Annotated in this window: 31 protein-coding genes and 1 tRNA gene; 29 read left to right on the forward strand and 3 right to left on the reverse strand. The window is 66.7% G+C overall.

Features of this window, described 5'->3' with window-relative positions; genetic code table 11:
• Positions 1-19: 19 nt before the first annotated feature.
• From FGX59_RS24625 to FGX59_RS24685, 13 genes are all read left to right on the forward strand, one after another.
• Positions 20-93: transfer RNA gene (locus FGX59_RS24625), tRNA-Gly, on the forward strand.
• A gap of 205 nt (positions 94-298) precedes the next feature.
• A complete protein-coding gene (rpmC, locus tag FGX59_RS24630; RefSeq protein ID WP_138469789.1) occupies positions 299-508 on the forward strand; it encodes a 50S ribosomal protein L29 in 210 nt (69 codons plus the stop codon).
• Between the two features lie 4 nt (positions 509-512).
• On the forward strand, positions 513-746 hold the full coding sequence (gene rpsQ / locus FGX59_RS24635; RefSeq protein WP_138469790.1) for a 30S ribosomal protein S17: 234 nt from the start codon (positions 513-515) through the stop codon (positions 744-746).
• A gap of 98 nt (positions 747-844) precedes the next feature.
• Positions 845-1,213, forward strand: a complete 369-nt coding sequence (gene rplN / locus FGX59_RS24640) for a 50S ribosomal protein L14 (RefSeq protein ID WP_072708063.1) — start codon at positions 845-847, stop codon at positions 1,211-1,213.
• Between the two features lies 1 nt (position 1,214).
• On the forward strand, positions 1,215-1,520 hold the full coding sequence (rplX, locus tag FGX59_RS24645) for a 50S ribosomal protein L24 (RefSeq protein WP_138469791.1): 306 nt from the start codon (positions 1,215-1,217) through the stop codon (positions 1,518-1,520).
• A complete protein-coding gene (gene rplE / locus FGX59_RS24650; RefSeq protein ID WP_138469792.1) occupies positions 1,520-2,080 on the forward strand; it encodes a 50S ribosomal protein L5 in 561 nt (186 codons plus the stop codon). Before rplX ends, rplE begins: the two co-directional genes overlap by 1 nt.
• A 16-nt stretch (positions 2,081-2,096) precedes the next feature.
• The gene (gene rpsN / locus FGX59_RS24655) at positions 2,097-2,402 is read left to right on the forward strand and encodes a 30S ribosomal protein S14 (RefSeq protein ID WP_138469793.1); all 306 of its coding nucleotides are present in this window, start codon (positions 2,097-2,099) and stop codon (positions 2,400-2,402) included.
• Between the two features lie 7 nt (positions 2,403-2,409).
• A complete protein-coding gene (gene rpsH, locus FGX59_RS24660; RefSeq protein WP_171060819.1) occupies positions 2,410-2,808 on the forward strand; it encodes a 30S ribosomal protein S8 in 399 nt (132 codons plus the stop codon).
• Positions 2,809-2,819: 11 nt separating this feature from the next.
• Entirely contained in the window at positions 2,820-3,353 is a 534-nt protein-coding gene (rplF, locus tag FGX59_RS24665; RefSeq protein ID WP_138469795.1) for a 50S ribosomal protein L6, read from the forward strand.
• Positions 3,354-3,364: 11 nt separating this feature from the next.
• Positions 3,365-3,724, forward strand: coding sequence for a 50S ribosomal protein L18 (gene rplR, locus FGX59_RS24670; RefSeq protein ID WP_108258678.1), 360 nt, complete (start codon positions 3,365-3,367; stop codon positions 3,722-3,724).
• 145 nt (positions 3,725-3,869) lie between these two features.
• Positions 3,870-4,427 (forward strand): 30S ribosomal protein S5, encoded by a 558-nt coding sequence (gene rpsE, locus FGX59_RS24675; protein ID WP_138469796.1) that lies wholly within the window; start codon positions 3,870-3,872, stop codon positions 4,425-4,427.
• Between the two features lie 11 nt (positions 4,428-4,438).
• On the forward strand, positions 4,439-4,627 hold the full coding sequence (gene rpmD / locus FGX59_RS24680) for a 50S ribosomal protein L30 (protein ID WP_138469797.1): 189 nt from the start codon (positions 4,439-4,441) through the stop codon (positions 4,625-4,627).
• Positions 4,628-4,800: 173 nt separating this feature from the next.
• Entirely contained in the window at positions 4,801-5,109 is a 309-nt protein-coding gene (locus FGX59_RS24685) for a hypothetical protein (protein WP_138469798.1), read from the forward strand.
• A gap of 8 nt (positions 5,110-5,117) precedes the next feature.
• Here the strand turns inward: FGX59_RS24685 and FGX59_RS24690 are convergent, their stop codons facing one another.
• Positions 5,118-5,660, reverse strand: a complete 543-nt coding sequence (locus FGX59_RS24690; protein ID WP_138469799.1) for a GNAT family N-acetyltransferase — start codon at positions 5,658-5,660, stop codon at positions 5,118-5,120.
• Positions 5,661-5,727: 67 nt separating this feature from the next.
• Positions 5,728-6,876: a PepSY domain-containing protein gene (locus tag FGX59_RS24695; RefSeq protein ID WP_171060817.1), complete on the reverse strand. Its 1,149-nt coding sequence runs from the start codon at positions 6,874-6,876 to the stop codon at positions 5,728-5,730.
• Positions 6,877-7,017: 141 nt separating this feature from the next.
• Here FGX59_RS24695 and FGX59_RS24700 point away from each other — a divergent pair, with 141 nt between their 5' ends.
• The 5 genes from FGX59_RS24700 to FGX59_RS24715 all read left to right on the forward strand — a co-directional run bounded on the left by FGX59_RS24700 (position 7,018) and on the right by FGX59_RS24715 (position 10,653).
• Positions 7,018-7,710, forward strand: coding sequence for a VWA domain-containing protein (locus FGX59_RS24700; protein ID WP_240722690.1), 693 nt, complete (start codon positions 7,018-7,020; stop codon positions 7,708-7,710).
• Positions 7,711-7,783: 73 nt separating this feature from the next.
• Positions 7,784-7,936 carry a hypothetical protein gene (locus FGX59_RS37765; RefSeq protein WP_171060814.1) on the forward strand — a complete coding sequence of 51 codons (153 nt, stop codon included), beginning with the start codon at positions 7,784-7,786 and terminating at the stop codon, positions 7,934-7,936.
• Positions 7,937-8,094: 158 nt separating this feature from the next.
• Positions 8,095-8,616, forward strand: coding sequence for a 50S ribosomal protein L15 (gene rplO / locus FGX59_RS24705; protein WP_138469801.1), 522 nt, complete (start codon positions 8,095-8,097; stop codon positions 8,614-8,616).
• Between the two features lie 103 nt (positions 8,617-8,719).
• A complete protein-coding gene (secY, locus tag FGX59_RS24710) occupies positions 8,720-10,075 on the forward strand; it encodes a preprotein translocase subunit SecY (RefSeq protein WP_138469802.1) in 1,356 nt (451 codons plus the stop codon).
• Entirely contained in the window at positions 10,072-10,653 is a 582-nt protein-coding gene (locus tag FGX59_RS24715) for an adenylate kinase (RefSeq protein ID WP_138469803.1), read from the forward strand. Before secY ends, FGX59_RS24715 begins: the two co-directional genes overlap by 4 nt.
• 56 nt (positions 10,654-10,709) lie before the next feature.
• Here the strand turns inward: FGX59_RS24715 and FGX59_RS24720 are convergent, their stop codons facing one another.
• Entirely contained in the window at positions 10,710-11,006 is a 297-nt protein-coding gene (locus FGX59_RS24720; protein WP_138469804.1) for a hypothetical protein, read from the reverse strand.
• Positions 11,007-11,392: 386 nt separating this feature from the next.
• Here FGX59_RS24720 and rpsM point away from each other — a divergent pair, with 386 nt between their 5' ends.
• The 11 genes from rpsM to FGX59_RS24775 all read left to right on the forward strand — a co-directional run bounded on the left by rpsM (position 11,393) and on the right by FGX59_RS24775 (position 20,859).
• Entirely contained in the window at positions 11,393-11,761 is a 369-nt protein-coding gene (gene rpsM / locus FGX59_RS24725; protein WP_138469805.1) for a 30S ribosomal protein S13, read from the forward strand.
• 15 nt (positions 11,762-11,776) lie between these two features.
• Positions 11,777-12,172 carry a 30S ribosomal protein S11 gene (rpsK, locus tag FGX59_RS24730; RefSeq protein ID WP_138469806.1) on the forward strand — a complete coding sequence of 132 codons (396 nt, stop codon included), beginning with the start codon at positions 11,777-11,779 and terminating at the stop codon, positions 12,170-12,172.
• A 116-nt stretch (positions 12,173-12,288) separates the two neighbouring features.
• Positions 12,289-13,305 carry a DNA-directed RNA polymerase subunit alpha gene (locus FGX59_RS24735; RefSeq protein WP_138469807.1) on the forward strand — a complete coding sequence of 339 codons (1,017 nt, stop codon included), beginning with the start codon at positions 12,289-12,291 and terminating at the stop codon, positions 13,303-13,305.
• Positions 13,306-13,470: 165 nt separating this feature from the next.
• Positions 13,471-13,890 (forward strand): 50S ribosomal protein L17, encoded by a 420-nt coding sequence (rplQ, locus tag FGX59_RS24740; RefSeq protein WP_138469808.1) that lies wholly within the window; start codon positions 13,471-13,473, stop codon positions 13,888-13,890.
• A 140-nt stretch (positions 13,891-14,030) separates the two neighbouring features.
• Positions 14,031-15,359, forward strand: coding sequence for a replication-associated recombination protein A (locus tag FGX59_RS24745; RefSeq protein WP_138469809.1), 1,329 nt, complete (start codon positions 14,031-14,033; stop codon positions 15,357-15,359).
• 31 nt (positions 15,360-15,390) lie between these two features.
• A complete protein-coding gene (gene crcB / locus FGX59_RS24750) occupies positions 15,391-15,768 on the forward strand; it encodes a fluoride efflux transporter CrcB (RefSeq protein ID WP_138469810.1) in 378 nt (125 codons plus the stop codon).
• Complete coding sequence (locus tag FGX59_RS38865) at positions 15,765-16,814, forward strand: RluA family pseudouridine synthase (RefSeq protein WP_138469811.1); 1,050 nt, start codon at positions 15,765-15,767, stop codon at positions 16,812-16,814. The genes crcB and FGX59_RS38865 overlap by 4 nt, the downstream gene beginning before the upstream one ends.
• A complete protein-coding gene (locus tag FGX59_RS38870) occupies positions 16,811-17,488 on the forward strand; it encodes an HAD-IA family hydrolase (protein ID WP_370296260.1) in 678 nt (225 codons plus the stop codon). Before FGX59_RS38865 ends, FGX59_RS38870 begins: the two co-directional genes overlap by 4 nt.
• A 1-nt stretch (position 17,489) precedes the next feature.
• A complete protein-coding gene (locus FGX59_RS24765; RefSeq protein WP_138469812.1) occupies positions 17,490-18,203 on the forward strand; it encodes an ATP12 family chaperone protein in 714 nt (237 codons plus the stop codon).
• A 283-nt stretch (positions 18,204-18,486) separates the two neighbouring features.
• The gene (locus tag FGX59_RS24770) at positions 18,487-19,503 is read left to right on the forward strand and encodes an amino acid ABC transporter substrate-binding protein (protein WP_138469813.1); all 1,017 of its coding nucleotides are present in this window, start codon (positions 18,487-18,489) and stop codon (positions 19,501-19,503) included.
• 102 nt (positions 19,504-19,605) lie between these two features.
• Complete coding sequence (locus FGX59_RS24775; RefSeq protein ID WP_138469814.1) at positions 19,606-20,859, forward strand: amino acid ABC transporter permease; 1,254 nt, start codon at positions 19,606-19,608, stop codon at positions 20,857-20,859.

Here is a 20,859-nt window from a genome sequence, read left to right on the forward strand (position 1 = left end):
TCTATGTCTCCGGAACGGCGCGGGTATGGTGAAATGGTATCACACGAGCCTTCCAAGCTCTTGGTGTCGGTTCGATTCCGACTACCCGCTCCAGGATTTCCCCCGCGACGCTTTCCCCGATGACCGCCTGCCGGGCGGCGCCCGCCCCAGAGGGCGCGGAAAACGCCCCACGGGCCAGAGAAGCCTTGTCATCTTGCCGTCATCCGCGTATAGGGGCCGCTCATTCACCGACTCCACCGGAATCAGAGTGACCTCGACCGCAGGGGGCTCTCCGGTGATTGTGCAAAGGAAAAGGGCGATGAACGCCAAGGAACTTCGCGAGAAGACCCCGGACCAGCTGCGTGACCAGCTGGCCGATCTGAAGAAAGAGGCCTTCAACCTCCGCTTTCAGGCAGCCACGAACCAGATGGAAAACACCGCACGGATCCGCCAGGTCCGCCGCGATGTCGCCCGTGTCAAAACTGTCCTGAACCAGAAGGCAGCCGCAGCTGCCCAGCCGGAGGCCTGAGTCCATGCCCAAACGCATCCTGCAAGGTGTCGTCACCAGCGCCGCGAACGAGCAGACCGTCACCGTTTCGGTCGAGCGCCGCTTCAAGCACCCGGTTCTGCAGAAGACCATCCGTAAGTCCAAGAAGTACCGGGCTCACGACGAGCAGAACGCCTACAAGGCTGGTGACAAGGTCCGCATCATCGAATGCGCGCCGAAGTCGAAGACGAAGCGCTGGGAAGTGCACGGCACCTGGTAAGGCGCCACGCTTTCAGTTGACTGGATACGACGGGCGGAATATTCCGCCCGAACTATTCGAAACCCTGGGACCCGTTCCCAAAGGTCGGGAGACTAACCATGATCCAGATGCAGACCAATCTGGATGTCGCTGACAACTCCGGCGCCCGCCGGGTTCAGTGCATCAAGGTCCTCGGCGGCTCGAAGCGGAAATACGCTTCCGTGGGCGACATCATCGTCGTCTCGGTTAAGGAAGCCATTCCGCGGGGCCGCGTGAAGAAGGGCGACGTTCGCAAAGCCGTCGTCGTCCGGACCGCAAAGGAAGTTCGCCGCGAAGATGGCACCGCCATCCGCTTTGACCGCAACGCTGCCGTCATCCTGAACAACAACGGCGAGCCGGTCGGCACCCGTATTTTCGGGCCGGTCGTCCGCGAGCTGCGCGCCAAGAACTTCATGAAGATCATTTCGCTGGCGCCGGAGGTGCTCTGAGATGGCTGCTAAGCTGAAAAAAGGCGACAAGGTCGTCGTCCTTGCCGGCAAGGACAAGGGCAAGCAGGGCGAGATCCAGTCCGTGAACCCGTCGGCAGGCAAGGCCGTGGTCGAAGGCGTGAACGTCGCCATCCGCCACACCAAGCAGACCCAGCAGTCCCAGGGCGGCCGCATCCCCAAGGCGATGCCGATCGACCTGTCGAACCTCGCGCTGCTCGACTCGAACGGCAAGGCGACCCGCGTCGGCTTCCGCGAGGAAGACGGCAAGAAGGTCCGTTTCGCCAAGACCACCGGGGAGACCGTCTGATGCTCGACGTGACCGATTACACCCCGCGCCTCAAGGCCCTGTACCGCAACGAAATCCGCAGCAAGCTGCAGGAAGAGTTCGGCTACAAGAACGTCATGATGATCCCGCGTCTGGACAAGATCGTCCTGAACATGGGCGTCGGCGAAGCCGTCAACGACACCAAGAAGGTGAAGTCGGCAGCCGAAGATCTGACGGCGATTGCCGGCCAGAAGGCAGTCATCACCAAGGCGAAGAAGTCGATCGCAGGCTTCCGCGTCCGTGAAGGCATGCCGCTGGGCACCAAGGTGACGCTGCGCGGCGACCGGATGTACGAATTCCTCGATCGCCTGATCACGATCGCCATGCCCCGCATCCGCGACTTCCGCGGCGTGCCTGGCAAGTCCTTCGACGGCCGCGGCAACTACGCCACCGGCCTGAAGGAACACATCGTTTTCCCGGAAATCGAATTCGACAAGGTCGACGCGGTCCGCGGGATGGACATCATCATCTGCACCACCGCGTCCACGGATGCAGAAGCCAAGGCGCTGTTGAAAGCTTTCAACATGCCGTTCAACAGCTAAGGCGAGGATCTAGGACATGGCAAAAAAATCCATGATCGAACGCGAGAAGAAGCGGGAGCGCCTGGTCGAGCAGTATGCCGCCAAGCGCGAAGCTCTCAAAGCGATCGCGAATGACGAGAACCTTCCGATGGAAGAGCGCTTCAAGGCCCGCCTGAAACTGGCGAAGCTGCCGCGCAACTCCTCGGCAACCCGGCTGCACAACCGCTGCCAGCTCACCGGGCGTCCGCACGCCTACTACCGCAAGCTCAAGGTCAGCCGGATCATGCTCCGCGACCTCGGTTCCGCAGGCCAGATCCCTGGTCTCGTGAAGTCCAGCTGGTAAGGGAGGTATACACATGAACGATCCTCTCGGCGATATGCTCACCCGCATCCGCAACGCCCAGCTGCGTCGCAAGTCGACCGTCGTCACCCCGGCGTCGAAGCTGCGCGCATGGGTTCTCGACGTGCTGGCCGACGAAGGCTACATCCGCGGCTACGAAGCCACGACGGGCGAAGATGGCCACCCGGCCCTCAAGATCAGCCTGAAGTACTTCGAAGGCACTCCGGTCATCCGCGAGCTGAAGCGCGTCTCCACCCCCGGCCGCCGCGTCTACGCCGGCGCCACCGAGCTCCCGCAGGTCCGTCAAGGCCTGGGCGTCTCCATCGTCTCCACCCCGAAAGGCGTGATGACCGATGCGAATGCCCGCCAGGCCAATGTCGGCGGCGAAGTGCTCTGCACAGTGTTCTAAGGAGGGCAGAAATGTCTCGTATCGGCAAGAAACCGGTCGCCCTTCCTTCGGGCGTGACCGCAGACATCAAGGGCCAGACGGTCGAAGTGAAGGGTCCGAAAGGCACCCGCTCCTTCACCGCGACGGACCTCGTGTCTCTCGAACTGGAAGACGGCGCCGTCAAGGTGACCCCGGTCAACAAGACCAAGGTTGCCCGGCAGCAGTGGGGCATGACCCGCACCATGGTGGCGAACCTCGTCACCGGCGTGTCGGACGGCTTCAAGAAAGAGCTGGAAATCCAGGGCGTCGGCTACCGTGCGCAGATCCAGGGCAACACCCTGAAGCTGGCACTCGGCTATTCGCATGACGTGAACTTCGATGTTCCGGCAGGCATCACCGTGACCTGCCCGAAACAGACGGAGATCATCGTCGAAGGCATCGACCAGCAGCTGGTCGGCCAGGTTGCAGCAAACATTCGCGAGTGGCGCGGTCCCGAGCCCTACAAGGGCAAGGGCATCCGCTACAAGGGCGAGTTCATCTTCCGCAAGGAAGGCAAGAAGAAGTAAGGACGGGCAACATGGCCAACAGCAAACGAGAGCTGTTCCTGAAGCGCCGGTTGCGCGTTCGGAACAAACTGCGGAAAATGGCAAACGGGCGCGCGCGCCTGTCGGTCTTCCGTTCGAACAAGAACATCAGCGTCCAGCTGATCGACGACGTCCAGGGCATCACCCTGGCCTCCGCCTCGACCCTCGAGAAGGATCTTGGTCTGGCAGGCAAGAACAACGTCGAAGCCGCAGCCAAGGTCGGCGCCCTGATTGCAGAGCGTGCCAAGGCGAAGGGCGTGGAAGAGTGCTACTTCGATCGTGGCGCCTTCCTGTTCCACGGCAAGGTGAAGGCTCTGGCCGACGCCGCGCGTGAAGGCGGTCTGAAGTTCTGATCGCGCGCCCTTCGGGGCGTGCTTTCGGTCAAGACCCGTGCAGGCAGCGCCCCGGCGCTGCCTCGATGATCCGGGAGCCGGGACCTGTTCCGCTCACCTGGATTGGACTCATCGGCGCCTGGCGCCAGATACAAGGAACTGTCTCATGGCAGAACGTGACAACCGCCGCGGCCGCGACCGCGACGAGACTCCGGAATTCGCGGATCGCCTGGTTGCGATCAATCGCGTTTCCAAGACCGTGAAGGGCGGCAAGCGCTTCGGCTTTGCAGCTCTCGTGGTCGTTGGCGACCAGAAGGGCCGTGTCGGCTTCGGCAAGGGCAAGGCGAAAGAGGTCCCCGAGGCCATTCGCAAGGCCACCGAGCAGGCAAAGCGCCAGATGATCCGCGTGCCGCTGCGCGAAGGCCGCACGCTGCACCACGACATCGAAGGCCGTCACGGCGCAGGCCGTGTCATCATGCGCACCGCGCCGCACGGGACCGGGATCATCGCCGGTGGTCCGATGCGCGCCGTGTTCGAGATGCTGGGCATCCACGACGTGGTCGCAAAGTCGACCGGTTCGCAGAACCCGTACAACATGATCCGCGCAACCCTGAACGGCCTTGGCCGCGTGGCTAGCCCGCGCCAGGTGGCTCAGCGCCGCGGCAAGAAGGTCGCCGACATCCTCCCCAAGAAGGATGAAGCGCCGGCCGAAGCTGACGCATAAGGAGCGGACCCATGGCGAAAACCATCGTTGTCAAGCAGATCGGTTCCCCGATCCGCCGCCCGGAAGTCCAGCGCAAGACGCTGATCGGCCTGGGCCTCAACAAGATGCACAAGACCCGCGAGCTGGAGGACACCCCCTCCGTGCGCGGCATGATCAACAAGATCCCGCATCTCGTCGAGATCGTCGAAGAGCGCGGCTGAGCCGCACTCGGATGAAGTTTCGGAACGCCCCGGCCCTGGTTGCCGGGGCGTTCTGCATTTGCGGGCTGGCCGGGGAACCCGGGCCGCCCGGACCGCGTTCGGCCGTGGCAGGCCAGGACCGGCCCGGACCCGCCAGGGAGCAGGACGCTCCGGCATATAGAGGCAAGCAGCATATGTACGACATGAAGGCGGCAATGAAGGCCGCGCTGACCTGGCAGGAAGTGAGCCTGTCCTATGGCCGCATGATGATTTCGGCCTCCGAGGTGATCCAGCGGCGCACGCTGCAGATGGCGCTTGGCCAGCTCGGCCCGGCCGAGGCGGTGCAGATGGTGATGGAGAAGCCCGCGGCCTTCACGAAGTCCTTCGAGATGGCGGCGCGCGCCACCGCGGGCAGCAAGGGCACGGCCGCGGCCGCGCTGGCGGCGATCCGGCCGATCGAGGCGCGCACCCGCTCGAACAGCCGCCGCCTTCGCAAGGGCTGAGCCCGGGCTCAGCCCTCTTCGTCCGGCGGCCCGAAATCGAGCGTCGCCAGGCGCAGCGAGAAATCCTCGGGGTCGAGCGACAGGCTCATGCCCAGCCGCTTGGCCAGCCCCAGCATCCAGCTGTTGTCGCCCGAGATGCTGCCCCAGACGCCGGTGGCGCCGCGCAGGCGGGCAATGGCGATGACCGCTTCCAGGGACTGGCGCGCCAGCCCCATCCCCTCGGCCTCCGGGCGCAGCGAGACGGCGAACTCGGCCGGCTTTCCCGGTGCCAGATCGGCGATGCGCGCCCCGCCGAGGATGTCGCCCTCGAGCGCGCCTCGGCCCTCCACCACCAGGCAGATCTCGTGCGCGGGATCGGGGCTGCAATAGGCTTCGGCCATTTCCTCTGTCAGATGCGGCACCGGATGCAGCAGCCGGAACCAGCGGTTCCGGGGCGGCATCGCCTCGAAGCCGCGGATCAGCGACGCCGCATCGCCCGGCCGGATCGGCCGCAGCCGGTAGGCCGTCCCGTCGGTGGCGCGGATCTCCCTTGGCGGCGGCAGCGCCTGCATCTCGGACTCCTGGGTTCCCGGCAGCAGGATAGCGCCGGGCCGTCCGGGATGCACGCCGCAGCGCGGCTCAGGCGGCGGCGCGTCCCGCGGCGGCCTTGCGGCGCATCCGGCCGAGCCGGCGCAGCCCCAGCGACAGCCCGGTATAGACCAGCACCATCGCGGCCAGGCAGGCCGCGGCGCCGATCGTCTGCCCCGCCAGGCCGTAGACTTCGCCGGTATGGACGAAGCGGAACCAGCCGCGCGCCCGGCTGGCCGGGCTCTGCGCCTCGATCCCGCTATGGCCGAGCGCGGCGCCGGTCGCGCGGTCGAGGATCAGCGTCTCGCGCTTGGCGGCCTGGCGGCCGTTGCCGCGGTCCATCGCGACGGTGACATAGCGAGCGCCGTCTTCCGGCAGGGCGATGGCGGCCGTCTTCCAGCCGGGCGCCAGCGTCCCGGCGGCCGCGAGGAGCGCGGAGGCGGGCAGGGCGCGGTCCTCCGTCAGAGCCTCTCCGGCCAGATCGCCGGGCAGGGCCCCGCCGCCCGGCCCGCCGCGGCCCGCGGGCGCGGTTTCGCCATAGGCGGCATAGACCAGCCGCGACGCCCAGGGATAGGAGATGACCACGCCCGAGAGGGCGATGACGAAGAGCGGCACCAGCGCCCAGGCGCCGAAGACATGGTGCCAGGAGAAGTGCCGCGCCTGCGCCGTCGGCAGCCCGCGCCGCAAGAGCAGCCGGATGCGGAACTGCGACCAGCGCATCACCCGCGGCAGCCACAGGTAGAGGCCCGAGGCCGCGAGGAAGACAAAGACCAGGTTGGCCGCGCCGTTGATCGCGCCGCCTGTGTCCGAGGGGCCGGAGAGGCTGAGCCAGCGGTGGAGATAGGTCACCTTCCGGAAGAAGGCCGCGGTCCCCGCGCCCGCCTCTTCGAGCACTTCGCCGGTATAGGGGTCGAGCCGGACGGAGCTGCGCCCGGCGCGCAGTTCGGGCGGCACCGCGGGATCGGCATCGAGGACCAGCGTCCGGCCCGCGCCGCTGCCGTCGAGGGCGAGCTTTGCGATCAGCGCGTCGGCATCGAGCGGCTCTGCCCCGGCGGGCGCCTCGACCGCGCTGCGGACCGCCGCTTCGGTAATCTGGGCCTCGTAGCTGAGGATCAGCCCGGTGGCCGACATCAGGAAAATGAACAGGCCGGCAACGGCGCCGGCGGCGAAATGCGCCCAGAACAGGATGGTGCGTAGCATGAAGGCCCTCCGGATGATCGGGTCTGGAACGCGGTCCGGAAGCACTTCCGTCGCGAAAAGTTTCGGCAGATGGCACATCTCCTGCGAAGGTCGCAATGCAGGAGGCTTGCCCGAAGGCCCGGGCAGGCGCAAAGTTGCCGCATGCGTCCGCTCATTATGGCCCTTGCCCTGATCCTGCCGGCTGTCGTCTCCGCCCAGGAGTGCAGCCGGGATGCCATGGTCGTATTCGACGGGTCGGGCTCGATGTCGGAGATGGGCTTCAACCAGCTCTCCGAGCCGCGCATCTTCGAGGCCCGCCGCGCGCTGCGCCTGGCCATGCCGCGGCTGGACGGGTTCCGGCGGATCGGGCTGATGATCTACGGCCCCGGGGCAGGGGCGACCTGCGAGAATATCGAACTGCGTTTCCCGCCGATGGCGGATGCCTCCGGCCCGGTGATCGCGGCGGTGGATTCGCTGCAGCCCGATGGCGAGACGCCGCTGACCGAGGCTGTGCGGCGCGCCGCGGCGCTCTTGTCGGAGGATGGCGGCGGCGGCGACGTGGTGCTGGTGACCGACGGCAAGGAGACCTGCGGCGGCGCCCCCTGCGAGCTGGCCGCCTATCTGGCCGCCGAGCATCCCGGGCTGAGGGTCCATGTCATCGGCTACAAGGTGCGCGGCGTCCGCTTCCTGTGGGACAAGGAGGGGACCAACGACTATACCGACGCGCAGAGCCCGGCGCGCTGCCTGGCCGAGCAGACCGGGGGGCAGTATGTCTCGGCCGAATCCGTCGAGGAGCTGGTCACCGCGCTGCAGGTGACGCTGGGCTGTCCCCTTTACGGGCGGCTCGAGGAATAGCGCGGATTTTCGGCATTGCGCGGCTGACCCCCGGCCGCTTGCCGGCTATGGCTGGCGAGGAGGGGGAGATGCCATGAAGCCGATGTTCCTTGCCATGCTGTCCGCCCTGGTTCTGGGCCCGCTGCCGCCGGAACCGCCCGGCCATGGCGGCGGCTGCCGGAAATCCTCGCCGCCGGGCCAATGCTGCCATATGGAAAGCGCGACCGGCCGCGTCCATTGCCACTGAGCGCGGCCCTGCAGGGCCCCTGATCCTTAGGCCCTTGATCCTCGGCGCGTACGGCCGTATACGCGCGCGGTGGTCCGCATGGATCCGAATCCAAGAAACAAGAAAAGCCGTGTCTGGCCCATTCGCTTCAGGGGTCATGTCCGGCAAGGAGAAGCGACATGAAACTTCACGAACTTCACGACAATCCCGGTGCAGCCCGCAAAGCAAAGCGCGTTGGCCGCGGCCCCGGCTCCGGCAAGGGCAAGATGGGCGGCCGTGGTATCAAGGGCCAGAAATCGCGTTCGGGCGTGGCGATCAACGCCTATGAAGGCGGCCAGATGCCGCTTTACATGCGTCTTCCGAAGCGCGGCTTCAACAAGCCGAACCGGAAGTCCTACGCCGTCGTCAACCTGGGCGTGCTGCAGAAATTCATCGAAGCCGGCAAGATCGACGCCAGCCAGCCGGTGACCGAGGACATCCTGGTCGCATCGGGCCTGGTGCGCCGCAAGCTCGACGGCATCCGCGTGCTGGGCAAACTGGCCGGCACCGTCGACGAAGCCGGCGCGCTGACCGAGACCGCCTTCGCCCAGAAGATCGACCTGCAGGTCACCGCGGTCTCCAGCGCCGCCAAGGATCTGATCGAGAAAGCCGGCGGTTCCGTCACCGTGTCGGCACCGGCGGCGCCTGCGGCAGACGCTTAATTGCTTGTGAGCGGGGCCTGCCCCGCTTACTACTCCCACAGGTTTTCCTAGCGCCGCCGACCGGAAACCGGTTAGGCGGCGCTGTCGTTACAAGAGAGGCGCAATGGCTTCAGCAGCGGAACAGATGGCGCAGAACCTCAGCTGGGGGGCCTTCGGGAAGGCAACCGAGCTGCGCCAGCGCATCCTATTCACGATCGGGCTCCTGATCGTCTACCGGCTGGGGACCTACATCCCCGTGCCCGGGATCGACGGCGCGGAACTGCGCGCCTTCATGGAGCAGGCGACCACGGGCATCGGCGGTGTCCTGAACATGTTCACCGGCGGCGCGATCAGCCGGATGGGCATCTTCGCGCTCGGCATCATGCCCTATATCTCGGCCTCGATCATCGTCCAGCTCCTGGGCGCGATGTGGGAGCCGCTGATGAACCTAAAGAAAGAGGGCGAAGCCGGCCGCAAGAAGCTGAACCAGTACACCCGCTACGGCACCGTGGCGCTGGCGCTGGTGCAGTCCTACGGCCTGGCGGTCTCGATCGAATCCGGTGGCCTCGCCCATGATCCGGGCTGGTTCTTCCGCATCGGCTGCATGATCACGCTGGTCGGCGGCACCATGTTCCTGATGTGGCTGGGCGAGCAGATCACCGCGCGCGGCATCGGCAACGGCATCTCGCTGATCATCTTCGTCGGCATCATCGCCGAGATCCCCGCCGCCATGGCGCAGTTCTTCACCCAGGGCCGCGCGGGCGTCGTCAGCACCGGCACGATCTTCGCGGTGATCGCGATGATCATCGTCGCCATCGGCTTCGTGGTCTTCATGGAGCGGGCGCTGCGCAAGGTGCATATCCAGTACCCGCGCCGCCAGGTCGGCATGAAGATGTATGACGGCGGCTCCAGCCACCTGCCGATCAAGGTGAACCCGGCCGGCGTCATCCCGGCGATCTTCGCCTCGTCGCTCCTGCTGCTGCCGACGACCCTCGCCACCTTCTCGGGCTCGGATACCGGCCCGGTGATGTCCACGATCCTGGCCTATTTCGGTCCCGGCCAGCCGCTGTATTTACTGTTTTTTACAGCGATGATCGTGTTCTTCACTTACTTTTACACGCAGAATGTGGCATTCAAGACCGAAGACGTGGCGGACAACCTGAAGAATCAAGGGGGCTTCATCCCCGGGATTCGGCCAGGAAAACGTACCGCCGAATATCTTGACTACGTGGTCGTGCGACTTCTTGTCCTCGGATCCGCGTATTTGGCGCTTGTTTGCCTGCTTCCCGAAGTCATGCGGTCGCAGTTGAACATTCCCTTCTACTTTGGAGGGACTTCCGTCCTTATCGTTGTCTCCGTTACGATGGATACGATCCAGCAGGTCCAGTCGCACCTTCTGGCGCATCAGTACGAAGGCCTGATCGAGAAGTCACAGCTCCGGGGAAAGAGGCGGAGCAAGAAAGGGACGAGACGCAAATGAACATCATCCTTCTTGGACCGCCGGGTGCGGGCAAGGGAACGCAAGCCCAGCGGCTGATCGACAGCCAGGGCATGGTCCAGCTTTCCACCGGCGACATGCTGCGCGCCGCGGTGAAGGCCGGGACCGAGATCGGACTGAAGGCCAAGGCCGTCATGGAAGCCGGTGATCTGGTTTCCGACGAGATCGTCATCGGCGTGGTCTCCGAGCGTCTCGATCAGGATGACGTCCAGGCGTCCAGCGGTGTGATCTTCGACGGCTTCCCGCGCACCTCGGCCCAGGCCGAAGCGCTCGACAAGCTGCTGGAGAGCAAGGATATGAGCCTCGATGTCGTCATCGAGATGCAGGTCCCCGACGAGCTGCTGATCGGCCGCATCGAGAAGCGCGCCGCCGAGAGCGGCGGCAGCCGTGCCGACGACAATGCCGAGACCCTGAAGAAGCGCCTCGCGACCTATCACAAGGACACCGCGCCGCTGGTCGAGTACTACCGCGGCACCGGCAAGCTGAAATCGGTCAATGGCGACCAGCCGATGGACGATGTCACCGCGGCAATCATCGGGGCCATTACGGTTTCCGCCTGATCCCGGATCGGCACGCGAACGAGGAAGGGGCCCCAGCGGCCCCTTTTTTCATGCGCTCAATCGAGCGCGGCCGAGAGTTCGGGCGTCCAGCGGGCGAGGAGCTTCGCATCGACCAGCTCGCGCTCGTCGGTCTCGTGTGGGTGCAGCCCCGCGGCGGCTTCGGCATCGTCGAGCGCGCGGCGCTCCTCCGCGGCACAGGCGCCGAGCCCGGCCCCGAGCGTCGCGGCGCCGCTGGCGCGCAGGCAGGCGAGCAGGGCGGCATGGCTTTCTTCCGCCGCTTGGTCGCGGGCATCGCCGGCCGCCGCGACGGCCGGGACGAGGATCAGGGCGATGAGCAGGGCGGGGCGTGTCATGTCGGGCTCCTTCATGTCCGGCCGCCCTTCTGCCAGAGCCGGTTGACGGTTTTGCGACAGCCCGGGCGCTCCGGTTTCCGTGAAAGGCGCGGCGAAAACTCCGATTTGCGTCGCATGGATTTTTGTGAGAAACTCCCTAGGTACTCCGGAGCCCGAGACGGCCATCCGGAGCCTGTTCTCCGTGTCGGCCTGTGGCCGAAGATCCGCCCTTGACCTTGGCACGGATTCTCAATACTTCACGCCATCTCAACTGAGAATCGGCTTTCGCTTTGTGCTTGGCGCGCAGGGGATTCGCCGAAGATCGCCGCGCTGCCTGCCTCATGGCGGGTCTGCGTTGTGAAAAAAGGTTCTGGAACTACGGAACCGCAACGAAAAGGAAAAACCACGTGGCACGTATCGCCGGCGTCAACATCCCCACGGCCAAGCGCGTTCCGATCGCGCTGACCTACATCCACGGCATCGGCGACCACGTCGCCAAGCAGATCTGCGAAGCCGTGAACATCGACGCGACCCGTCGCGTCAACGAGCTCTCCGACGAGGAAGTGCTCGCCATCCGCGAACATATCGACGCGAACTTCACTGTCGAAGGCGACCTGCGCCGCGAAGTGCAGATGAACGTCAAGCGCCTGATGGATCTCGGCTGCTACCGCGGCCTGCGCCACCGCCGCAACCTCCCCGTGCGCGGCCAGCGTACCCACACCAACGCCCGCACCCGCAAGGGCCCGGCGAAGCCGATCGCCGGCAAGAAGAAGTAAGGGGAGACCGGAAACATGGCACGTGATACCCGCCGCAATGCCGGCAAGAAAAAAGAACGCAAGAACATCGCCGCCGGCGTGGCGCATGTGAACTCGTCGTTCAACAACACCAAGATCCTCATCTCCGACGTCCAGGGCAACGCGATCTCCTGGTCCTCCGCCGGTACGATGGGCTTCAAGGGGTCGCGGAAATCGACCCCTTACGCTGCGCAGATGGCTGCCGAGGATGCCGGACGCAAGGCGCAGGAACATGGCGTCAAGACGCTGGAAGTCGAAGTGCAGGGCCCCGGTTCGGGCCGCGAGAGCGCGCTGCGCGCCCTGGCTGCTGTCGGCTTCAACATCACGTCGATCCGCGACGTGACGCCGATCGCGCATAACGGCTGCCGCCCGCCCAAGCGCCGCCGCGTCTGATCCGATCTGACAAGCTTTGAACCGGCGGCATCCGGCCGCCGGTTCGATCCGTTCACAACCTCGGGTGTCGCGGGCCTTTGGACATGGGGCAGGCGGCGAGCATGGAGGCCACAGGCATGATCCAGAAGAACTGGCAAGAGCTCATCAAACCGATGCAGCTCGACGTTAAGCCGGGCAATGATCCCACCCGCCAGGCGACCCTGGTTGCGGAACCCCTGGAGCGCGGCTTCGGCCTGACGCTCGGCAACGCGCTGCGCCGGGTCCTGATGTCCTCGCTGCAAGGTGCGGCGATCACCACCGTCCAGATCGACAACGTGCTGCACGAGTTCTCCTCGGTGGCGGGCGTCCGCGAGGACGTGACCGACATCGTGCTGAACCTCAAGGGCGTCGCGATCAAGATGGATGTCGAGGGTCCGAAGCGGATCACCATCCAGGCCCGCGGGCCGGGTGCCGTGACCGCCGGCGAGATCTCGGAATCCGCAGGCATCGAGGTCCTGAACCGCGACCACATCATCTGCCATCTCGATGACGGCGCGGATCTCTACATGGAGATGACCGTCGATATCGGCAAGGGCTATGTCGCGGCCGACAAGAACCGTCCCGAGGACGCCCCGATCGGCCTGATCCCGATCGACGCGATCTTCTCGCCGGTCAAGAAGGTCTCCTACGACGTCCAGCCGACCCGCGAGGGCCAGGTGCTGGACTACGACAAGCTGACCATGAAGATCGAAACCGACGGCTCGGTCACGCCCGAGGACGCCGTGGCCTTCGCCGCGCGCATCCTGCAGGATCAGCTGCAGATCTTCGTCAACTTCGACGAGCCGGAAGCGGCCCGCAGCGAATCCGAGGATGACGGCCTCGAGTTCAACCCGCTGCTGCTGAAGAAGGTCGACGAGCTGGAGCTGTCGGTCCGTTCGGCGAATTGCCTGAAGAACGACAACATCGTCTATATCGGCGACCTGATCCAGAAGACCGAAGCCGAGATGCTCCGCACCCCGAACTTCGGCCGCAAGTCGCTGAACGAGATCAAGGAAGTGCTCTCGGGCATGGGCCTGCATCTCGGCATGGATGTCGAGGACTGGCCGCCGGACAACATCGAGGATCTGGCGAAGAAGTTCGAAGACCAGTTCTGAGGTCTCCGGCCCGCGCCCCGGACTTGATCCGGGGCCTCGCCGAGGCTACCAGGAGGCCCCGGGTCAAGCCCGGGGCGCCGCATCGCAAGACCAGGGCAATTCCGCCCCACCAAGGAGGTCCCCGCACGCATGGGGGCCGGACAAAGCACCTGAAAGGATAGACACATGCGTCACGCCCGCGGATACCGCCGCCTGAACCGCACCCACGAGCACCGCAAGGCGCTCTTTGCCAACATGGCCGGCTCGCTGATCGAGCACGAGCAGATCAAGACCACCCTGCCGAAGGCGAAGGAACTGCGCCCGGTGATCGAGAAGCTGATCACCCTTGCCAAGCGCGGCGACCTGCATGCCCGCCGCCAGGCCGCGTCGAAGCTGAAGCAGGACGCGCTGGTCGCCAAGCTCTTCGACGTGCTCGGCCCGCGCTACAAGGACCGCCAGGGCGGCTACGTCCGCGTCCTGAAAGCCGGCTTCCGCTACGGCGACATGGCGCCGATGGCGATCATCGAATTCGTCGACCGCGACGTCGATGCCAAGGGCGCCGCTGACCGCGCCCGCGTCGAGGCCGAGGAAGCCGAAGAGGCGTAAGCCTCGCGGCAGCGATTTTCCGGAAGGGCGGGGCGCAAGCTCCGCCCTTTTCGCATTTCGGCCCTCCCCTCTCCCCGCGGGGAGAGGGGCCGGGGGAGAGGGGGCTTGCGAAAGCGGCCCGGAGCCGCAACATCCCTGACATGGCCGATCTCTTCGACTCCCTCCCCGATGCCCGCCCGGCTGGTCCCGCCCAGCCGGAGGGTCCGCGTCCGCTGGCCGACCGGCTGCGGCCGCGGGCGCTTGCCGACGTGCTGGGCCAGGAGGCCGCGCTCGGTCCCGAGGCGCCGCTCGGCACCATGCTCGCGGCGGGGCAGATCCCCTCGCTGATCCTCTGGGGCCCGCCGGGCGTCGGAAAGACCACGATCGCGCGGCTGCTGGCGCGCGAGGCCGGGCTCCACATGGTCGAGATCAGCGCGATCTTCGCCGGCGTCGCCGACCTGAAGAAGGTCTTCGAGGAGGCCCGCCAGCGCCGCCGCGCCGGGCAGGGGACGCTGCTCTTCGTCGACGAGATCCACCGCTTCAACAAGGCCCAGCAGGACGGGTTCCTGCCGCATCTCGAAAGCGGACTGATCACGCTGGTCGGCGCCACTACCGAGAACCCCTCCTTCGAGCTCAACGCGGCGCTGCTCAGCCGCGCCCATGTCGTCGTGCTGAGCCGGCTCGGGGCGGAGGCGCTCGAGGCGATGCTCTCCCGGGCCGAGACCGAGCTCGGCCGGTCCCTGCCGCTGACGCCCGAGGCGCGGGCGCATCTTCTGGCCATGGCCGATGGCGACGGGCGCAGCCTGCTGAACATGGCGGAGGTCGTGGCCAGCTGGCAGGCGGAGGCGCCGCTCGATGCCAAGGCGCTCGGCCAGCGGCTGAACCAGCGGGCGGCACATTACGACAAGTCGGGGGACGGGCACTACAACCTGATCTCGGCGCTGCACAAATCGGTGCGGGGCTCCGATCCGGATGCCTCGCTTTACTGGTTCGCGCGGATGCTCGAGGGCGGCGAGGATCCGCGCTTCCTCGCGCGGCGGCTGACGCGGATGTCGGTCGAGGATATCGGCCTCGCCGATCCGCAGGCCCAGGCGGTCTGCATCGACGCCTGGCAGACCTATGAACGGCTGGGCAGCCCCGAGGGCGAGCTGGCCCTGGCCCAGGCGGTGATCTACCTGGCGCTGGCGCCGAAATCGAACGCGGCCTATGTCGCCTACAAGGCCGCGCGGGCGCTGGCGAAGAAGACCGGCTCGGTGCCGCCGCCCAGCCATATCCTCAACGCGCCCACCGGGCTGATGAAGGACCAGGGCTATGGCGCGGGCTATGCCTATGACCACGATGCAGAGGACGGATTCTCGGGGCAGGACTACTTTCCCGAGGGCATGGCCCGGCCGGAGCTCTACGCTCCGGTGGATCGCGGCTTCGAGCGCGAGCTGGGCAAGCGGGCCGGGTACTTCGCCCGGCTCAGGGCAAAGCGGCAGGGCGGTTGACTCCGCGGCCGGGCCGGGAAAAGAGGAGCGCATGATCGACAAACTCGCCATGGTCGCCCTGGGCGGCGCAATCGGCGCCTCGGGGCGCTATCTTTCGGGCATCGCCGCGATGCGGCTGATGGGGCCCGGATTCCCCTGGGGCACCTTCTTCGTCAATGTCGCGGGCTCCTTCCTGATGGGGGTCTTCGTCACGGTGATGGCGCTGAAGGGCGGCACCAAGTTCGCGCCGCTGCTGACCGTCGGCATGCTCGGCGGCTTCACGACCTTCTCCAGCTTCTCGCTCGACGCGGTGACGCTGTGGGAACGCGGCGAGCTGGCGACGGCGGCCTTCTATGTCGGCGCCTCGGTGGTGCTGTCGCTGGCCGCGCTTTTCCTCGGACTGGCCCTGAGCAGGATGGTGTTCCAATGAGCGGCGTGCAGACTTTGACCGTGGGCGCAGATGATGCCGACCAGCGCCTGGACCGCTGGCTGCGACGGCTGTTCCCGCATCTCGGCCAGGGCCGGATCGAGAAGATGTGCCGCAAGGGCGAGCTGCGCGTCGATGGCGGGCGGGTGAAGCCCGCGACCCGGCTCGAGGCCGGGCAGAGCGTGCGCATCCCGCCGATCCCCGATCCCGGGCCCGAGCAGGACCGCCCGCCGGCGCCCCGGATCGCCGAAGCCGATATCGAGATGATGCAGCGCGCCGTGCTCTACCGCGACGACCACATCATCGCGCTGAACAAGCCGCCGGGGCTGGCGACGCAGGGCGGATCGGGCCAGACGCGCCATGTCGACGGGCTGTCCGAATGCCTGCGCTTCGGCCTCGAGGAGAAGCCGCGGCTGGTCCACCGGCTCGACCGCGACACCTCGGGCGTGCTGATCATGGCGCGCACCCGCAAGGTGGCCGACGCGCTGACCAAGGCCTTCCGCTCGCGCGAGACCCGCAAGATCTACTGGGCGGTGGTGGCCGGCGTGCCGACCCCCGCGATGGGCACGATCAAGTACGGGCTGGTGAAGGCGCCGGGCCATGGCCGTGGCGGCGAGGGCGAGAAGATGCGCTGCCTGCATCCCCGCGATGTCGACAGGACCGAGGGCGCCAAGCATGCCACGACCGACTACGCGGTGCTTTCGCCGCTGGGCAAGCGCTGCGCCTGGGTGGCGATGGTGCCGATCACCGGCCGCACGCACCAGCTGCGCGCGCATATGGCCGAGCTGGGCCATCCGATCATCGGCGACGGCAAGTACGGCGGCTCCGGCCAGGAGAACCTGGGCGACGGCTGGGGCGCGCAGCTGGGCGGAGAGATCAGCCGCAAGCTGCACCTGCATGCCCGCAGCCTGGAGATCACCCATCCGGTGACCGGCGCGCAGCTGTCGATCACCGCGCCCCTGCCCGACCACATGGCCCGGACCTGGAAGACGCTGGGCTGGGACCCGGCGGATGTTCCGGCCGACCCGTTCGAGGATCCCGAATTTTGACACGTCTCCGCCTCGCGCTCTTCGATGTCGACGGCACGCTGGTCGACAGCCAGGGGCATATCAAGCTGTCGATGGAAGCGGCCTTCTCCGCCGAGGGGCTCGCCACGCCGCCCGCCGCCGAGATCCTGTCGATCGTGCGCCTGTCGCTGCCCAATGCGATCGCCCAGCTGGTGCCGGACATGGCGCCGGAGCGGATCGACCGGATGGTCGAGACCTACAAGGACGCCTATGCCTCGCTGCGCGGCGCCGATGCGGCGGCCTCCTCGCCGCTCTATGACGGCGCGCTGGCCTGTCTGGACGCGCTGGCGGCAGAGGACCACGTGCTGATCGGCATCGCCACCGGCAAGTCGCGCCGCGGGCTGACCCACCTGCTGGAGACCCACGGGCTGGCGCACCGCTTCATCACCACCCAGGTCGCCGACGACCACCCGTCGAAGCCGCATCCGGCCATGGTCGAGGCCGCGCTCTCGGCGACCGGGGTAGAAGCGCGCGACGCGGTGATGATCGGCGACACCGCCTTCGACATGGAGATGGGCCGCGCCGCGGGCGTGCGGCGGTTGGGCGTCAGCTGGGGCTACCATCCGGCGGAACGGCTGCAGGCGGCGGGGGCCGAACGGCTGGCGACGGAATATGCGCAGGTCCCGGGCCTGCTGGGCGAGCTCTGGGAGGGCTGAGATGGCGGGCTGGGTGCCGAAGCGGTTCTGGAAAGAGGCCGCAGTCGCGGAGGCCGGGGACGGCTGGACGGTGCAGCTGGACGGGCGGGCGGTGAAGACCCCGGCCAAGGCCGCGCTGGTGCTTCCGTCGCGCGCCCTGGCCGAGGCCGTGGCCGCCGAATGGCGCGCGCAGGGCGACACGATCGACCCGGCGAGCATGCCGCTGACCAAGCTGTCGAATTCCGCGATCGACAATGTCGCCGTGAACCATGCCGCGGTGGCGGAGATGCTGGCCGCCTATGGCGGGACCGACCTTCTGTGCTACCGCGCCGAGGCGCCCGAGGCGCTGGTCGCGCGCCAGCGCGCCGCCTGGGATCCGCTGCTGATCTGGTCGGCGGGCCGCTTCGGCGCGCCGCTGAACACTGCGGGCGGGGTGATGCATGTCGCCCAGCCCGAGGCCAGCCTCGCCGCGCTCGCCGCCGAGGTCCACGGCCTGACCGCCTTCGAGCTGGCCGCCTTCCACGACCTCGTCGCCATCTCGGGCTCGCTGGTCCTGGGGCTTGCCGTGATCCATGGCGAGGCTGCGGCCGAGGCCGCCTGGACCCTGTCGCGCGTCGACGAGGACTGGCAGGCCGAGCAATGGGGCGTGGACGAGGAAGCCGCCGGGACCGCGGCGAAGAAGCAGGCCGAATTCCTCACCGCGCACCGCGCCTTCGTCCTGATCCGCAGCGCCTGACGCCCGGCGCGGGGGTCTCTTCCTTCCCCTGCGTAAGTGAGCTCTGGCCCGTTTTCTGGGCATTTGCGCGTTTGTGTGAATGCCCTTTTTTCGCTCCCCGACGCTGCGTTTGCTGAAAAAACCGCCATTCCGGTCCGGGGAAGGGGGGGCTCACCCTTGACCGGAGGCCCTTAAACTGCGCGAATTCCGGCGGTGAGGGGCTCACCAAAGATAAACGGGACTAAAATGCCGGCAGAGTGCACCGGCAGAAAACCGCGCATGCGGTTCACAGGAAGAGGTAAACATGACCAAAAAGGTATTTTGGGGCGTGCTGGCTGCTGCTAGCGCCGTGGCCGGTTTCGCTTCGGCGGATACGCTGGATGACGTGAAAGCGCGCGGCAAGCTGATCTGCGGCACCTCCACGGGTCTGGCCGGTTTCTCCGCTCCCGATGCGAATGGCCGCTACGAAGGCTTCGACGTCGCCTATTGCCGGGCTCTGGCCGGCGCGATCTTCGGCGATCCCGAAGCCGTGGACTTCAAGCCGCTGACCACCACCAACCGCTTCAGCGCGCTGTCGGCCGGCGAAGTCGACGTGCTGGCGCGCAACACCACCTGGACGCTGACCCGCGACGTCGACCTGAAGAACACCTTCATCGGCGTGAACTACTATGACGGCCAGGGCTTCATGGTGCCGAAGGAGCTGGGCGTGACCTCGGCCCGCGAACTCGACGGCGCCACCGTCTGCATCCAGACCGGCACCACCACGGAGCTGAACCTCGCGGACTTCTTCCGCGCCAACAACATCAGCTACGAGCCGGTGCCGATCGAGACCAACGCCGAGGCCCAGCAGCAGTACCTGGCCGGCGCCTGCGACGTCTACACCACCGACGCCTCCGGCCTGGCCGCGACCCGCGCCTCCTTCGAAGCGCCGGGCGATCACGTGATCCTGCCGGAAATCATCTCCAAGGAGCCGCTCGGCCCGCTCGTCCGCCAGGGCGACGACCACTGGGCGGACATCGCCTCCTGGACGCTGAACGCGCTGATCGCGGCAGAAGAGCTGGGCGTCACCTCGGCCAATATCGACGAGCTGTCCGAGTCGACCGAGAACCCGGAAATCGCCCGCCTGCTGGGCACCGAGGGCAACCTGGGCGAGATGCTGGGCCTGTCGCAGGACTGGGCCGCGAACGCGATCAAGGCCGAAGGCAACTACGGCGAGATCTTCGAGAAGTACATCGGCGAAGGCACCCCGATCGGGCTGGCGCGCGGCCTGAACGCGCAGTGGACCGAAGGCGGCCTCCTGTACGCACCGCCGTTCCGCTGAGGACAACCGGGGCGCGGGTCATCCCGCGCCCCTCGTCCGTCCGGCGCCCTGCTGTTCCGGCGCCCTCCGCCTGCCTGACGCGTATTCTAGACAGGAGCTTTCATGGCCATTGCGAGCGACCCGCCGAAGGGCGGATTCCAGCTTTCCCAGCTCATCTACGACACCCGCTACCGCTCGATGACCATCCAGGTCGCCACGCTGATCGGGGTCCTGGCCCTGGTCTTCTGGCTCGGCGCGAATGTCACCGAGAACCTTGCCGAACTGGGCAAGCCGATCGATTTCGGCTTCCTCGGAGAGCCTGCGGGCTATGACATCAACCAGCGGCTGATCGAATACGACAACCAGGACATCCATGCCCGCGCCGCCTTTGTCGGGCTCCTGAACACGCTGCTGGTCGCCTTCCTGGGCTGCATCCTGGCCACGGTGGTCGGCGTGCTCGTCGGCGTGCTGCGCCTGTCGCACAACTGGATCGTCGCCAAGATCATGACGGTCTATGTCGAATGCTTCCGCAACGTGCCGGTGCTGCTGTGGATCGTCCTGGCCATGGCGATCATGATCGAGGCGCTGCCGCAGCCGCGCGACTTCCGCGGCGACGATCCGGCGGCCTCGATGCTGTTCGACGCCTTCGCCTTCACCAATCGCGGTGTCTACATCCCCGAGCCGCTCTTCTCGCGCAGCCTTGGCGATTTCAGCTTCTTCGGCATCTTCGACATCAGCATCGACCTGATCGCCATCCTCGCGGTCCTGGCCGCGGGCATCTTCACCGCCAAGAAGATCGGCGCGCAGGCCGACCAGATCCAGAACCAGACCGGCATCCGGCCGAAAACCTGGCCGAAGACCGCCGGGGTCATCCTCGTGCCGCTGCTGGCGATCCTCGCGATCCTCGGCTTCCACCTGGGCTATCCGGCGCTGAAGGGCTTCAATTTCGACGGCGGCACCCACCTGCGCAACTCGCTGATCGCGCTGTGGCTGGCGCTGAGCTTCTATACCGCGGCCTTCATCGCCGAGATCGTGCGCGGCGGCATCATGGCCATCTCCAAGGGCCAGAGCGAGGCCGCGGCCGCGCTGGGTCTGCGGCCGAACCGGATCATGCGCCTGGTGGTGCTGCCGCAGGCGCTGCGGATCATCATCCCGCCGCTGATCTCGCAGTACCTGAACCTGACCAAGAACAGCTCGCTGGCCATCGCGGTCGGCTACATGGACCTCACCGGCACGCTGATGGGGATCACGCTGAACCAGTCGGGGCGCGAGCTGGAATGCGTGATGCTGACGATGCTGATCTACCTGGCGATCTCGCTGTGCATCTCCGGCGCCTTCAACATCTACAACCAGCGCGTCAAGCTGAAGGAGCGGTAA

Origin of the sequence: Poseidonocella sp. HB161398, from assembly GCF_005870025.1 — a bacterium.
GTDB lineage: Bacteria > Pseudomonadota > Alphaproteobacteria > Rhodobacterales > Rhodobacteraceae > Mangrovicoccus.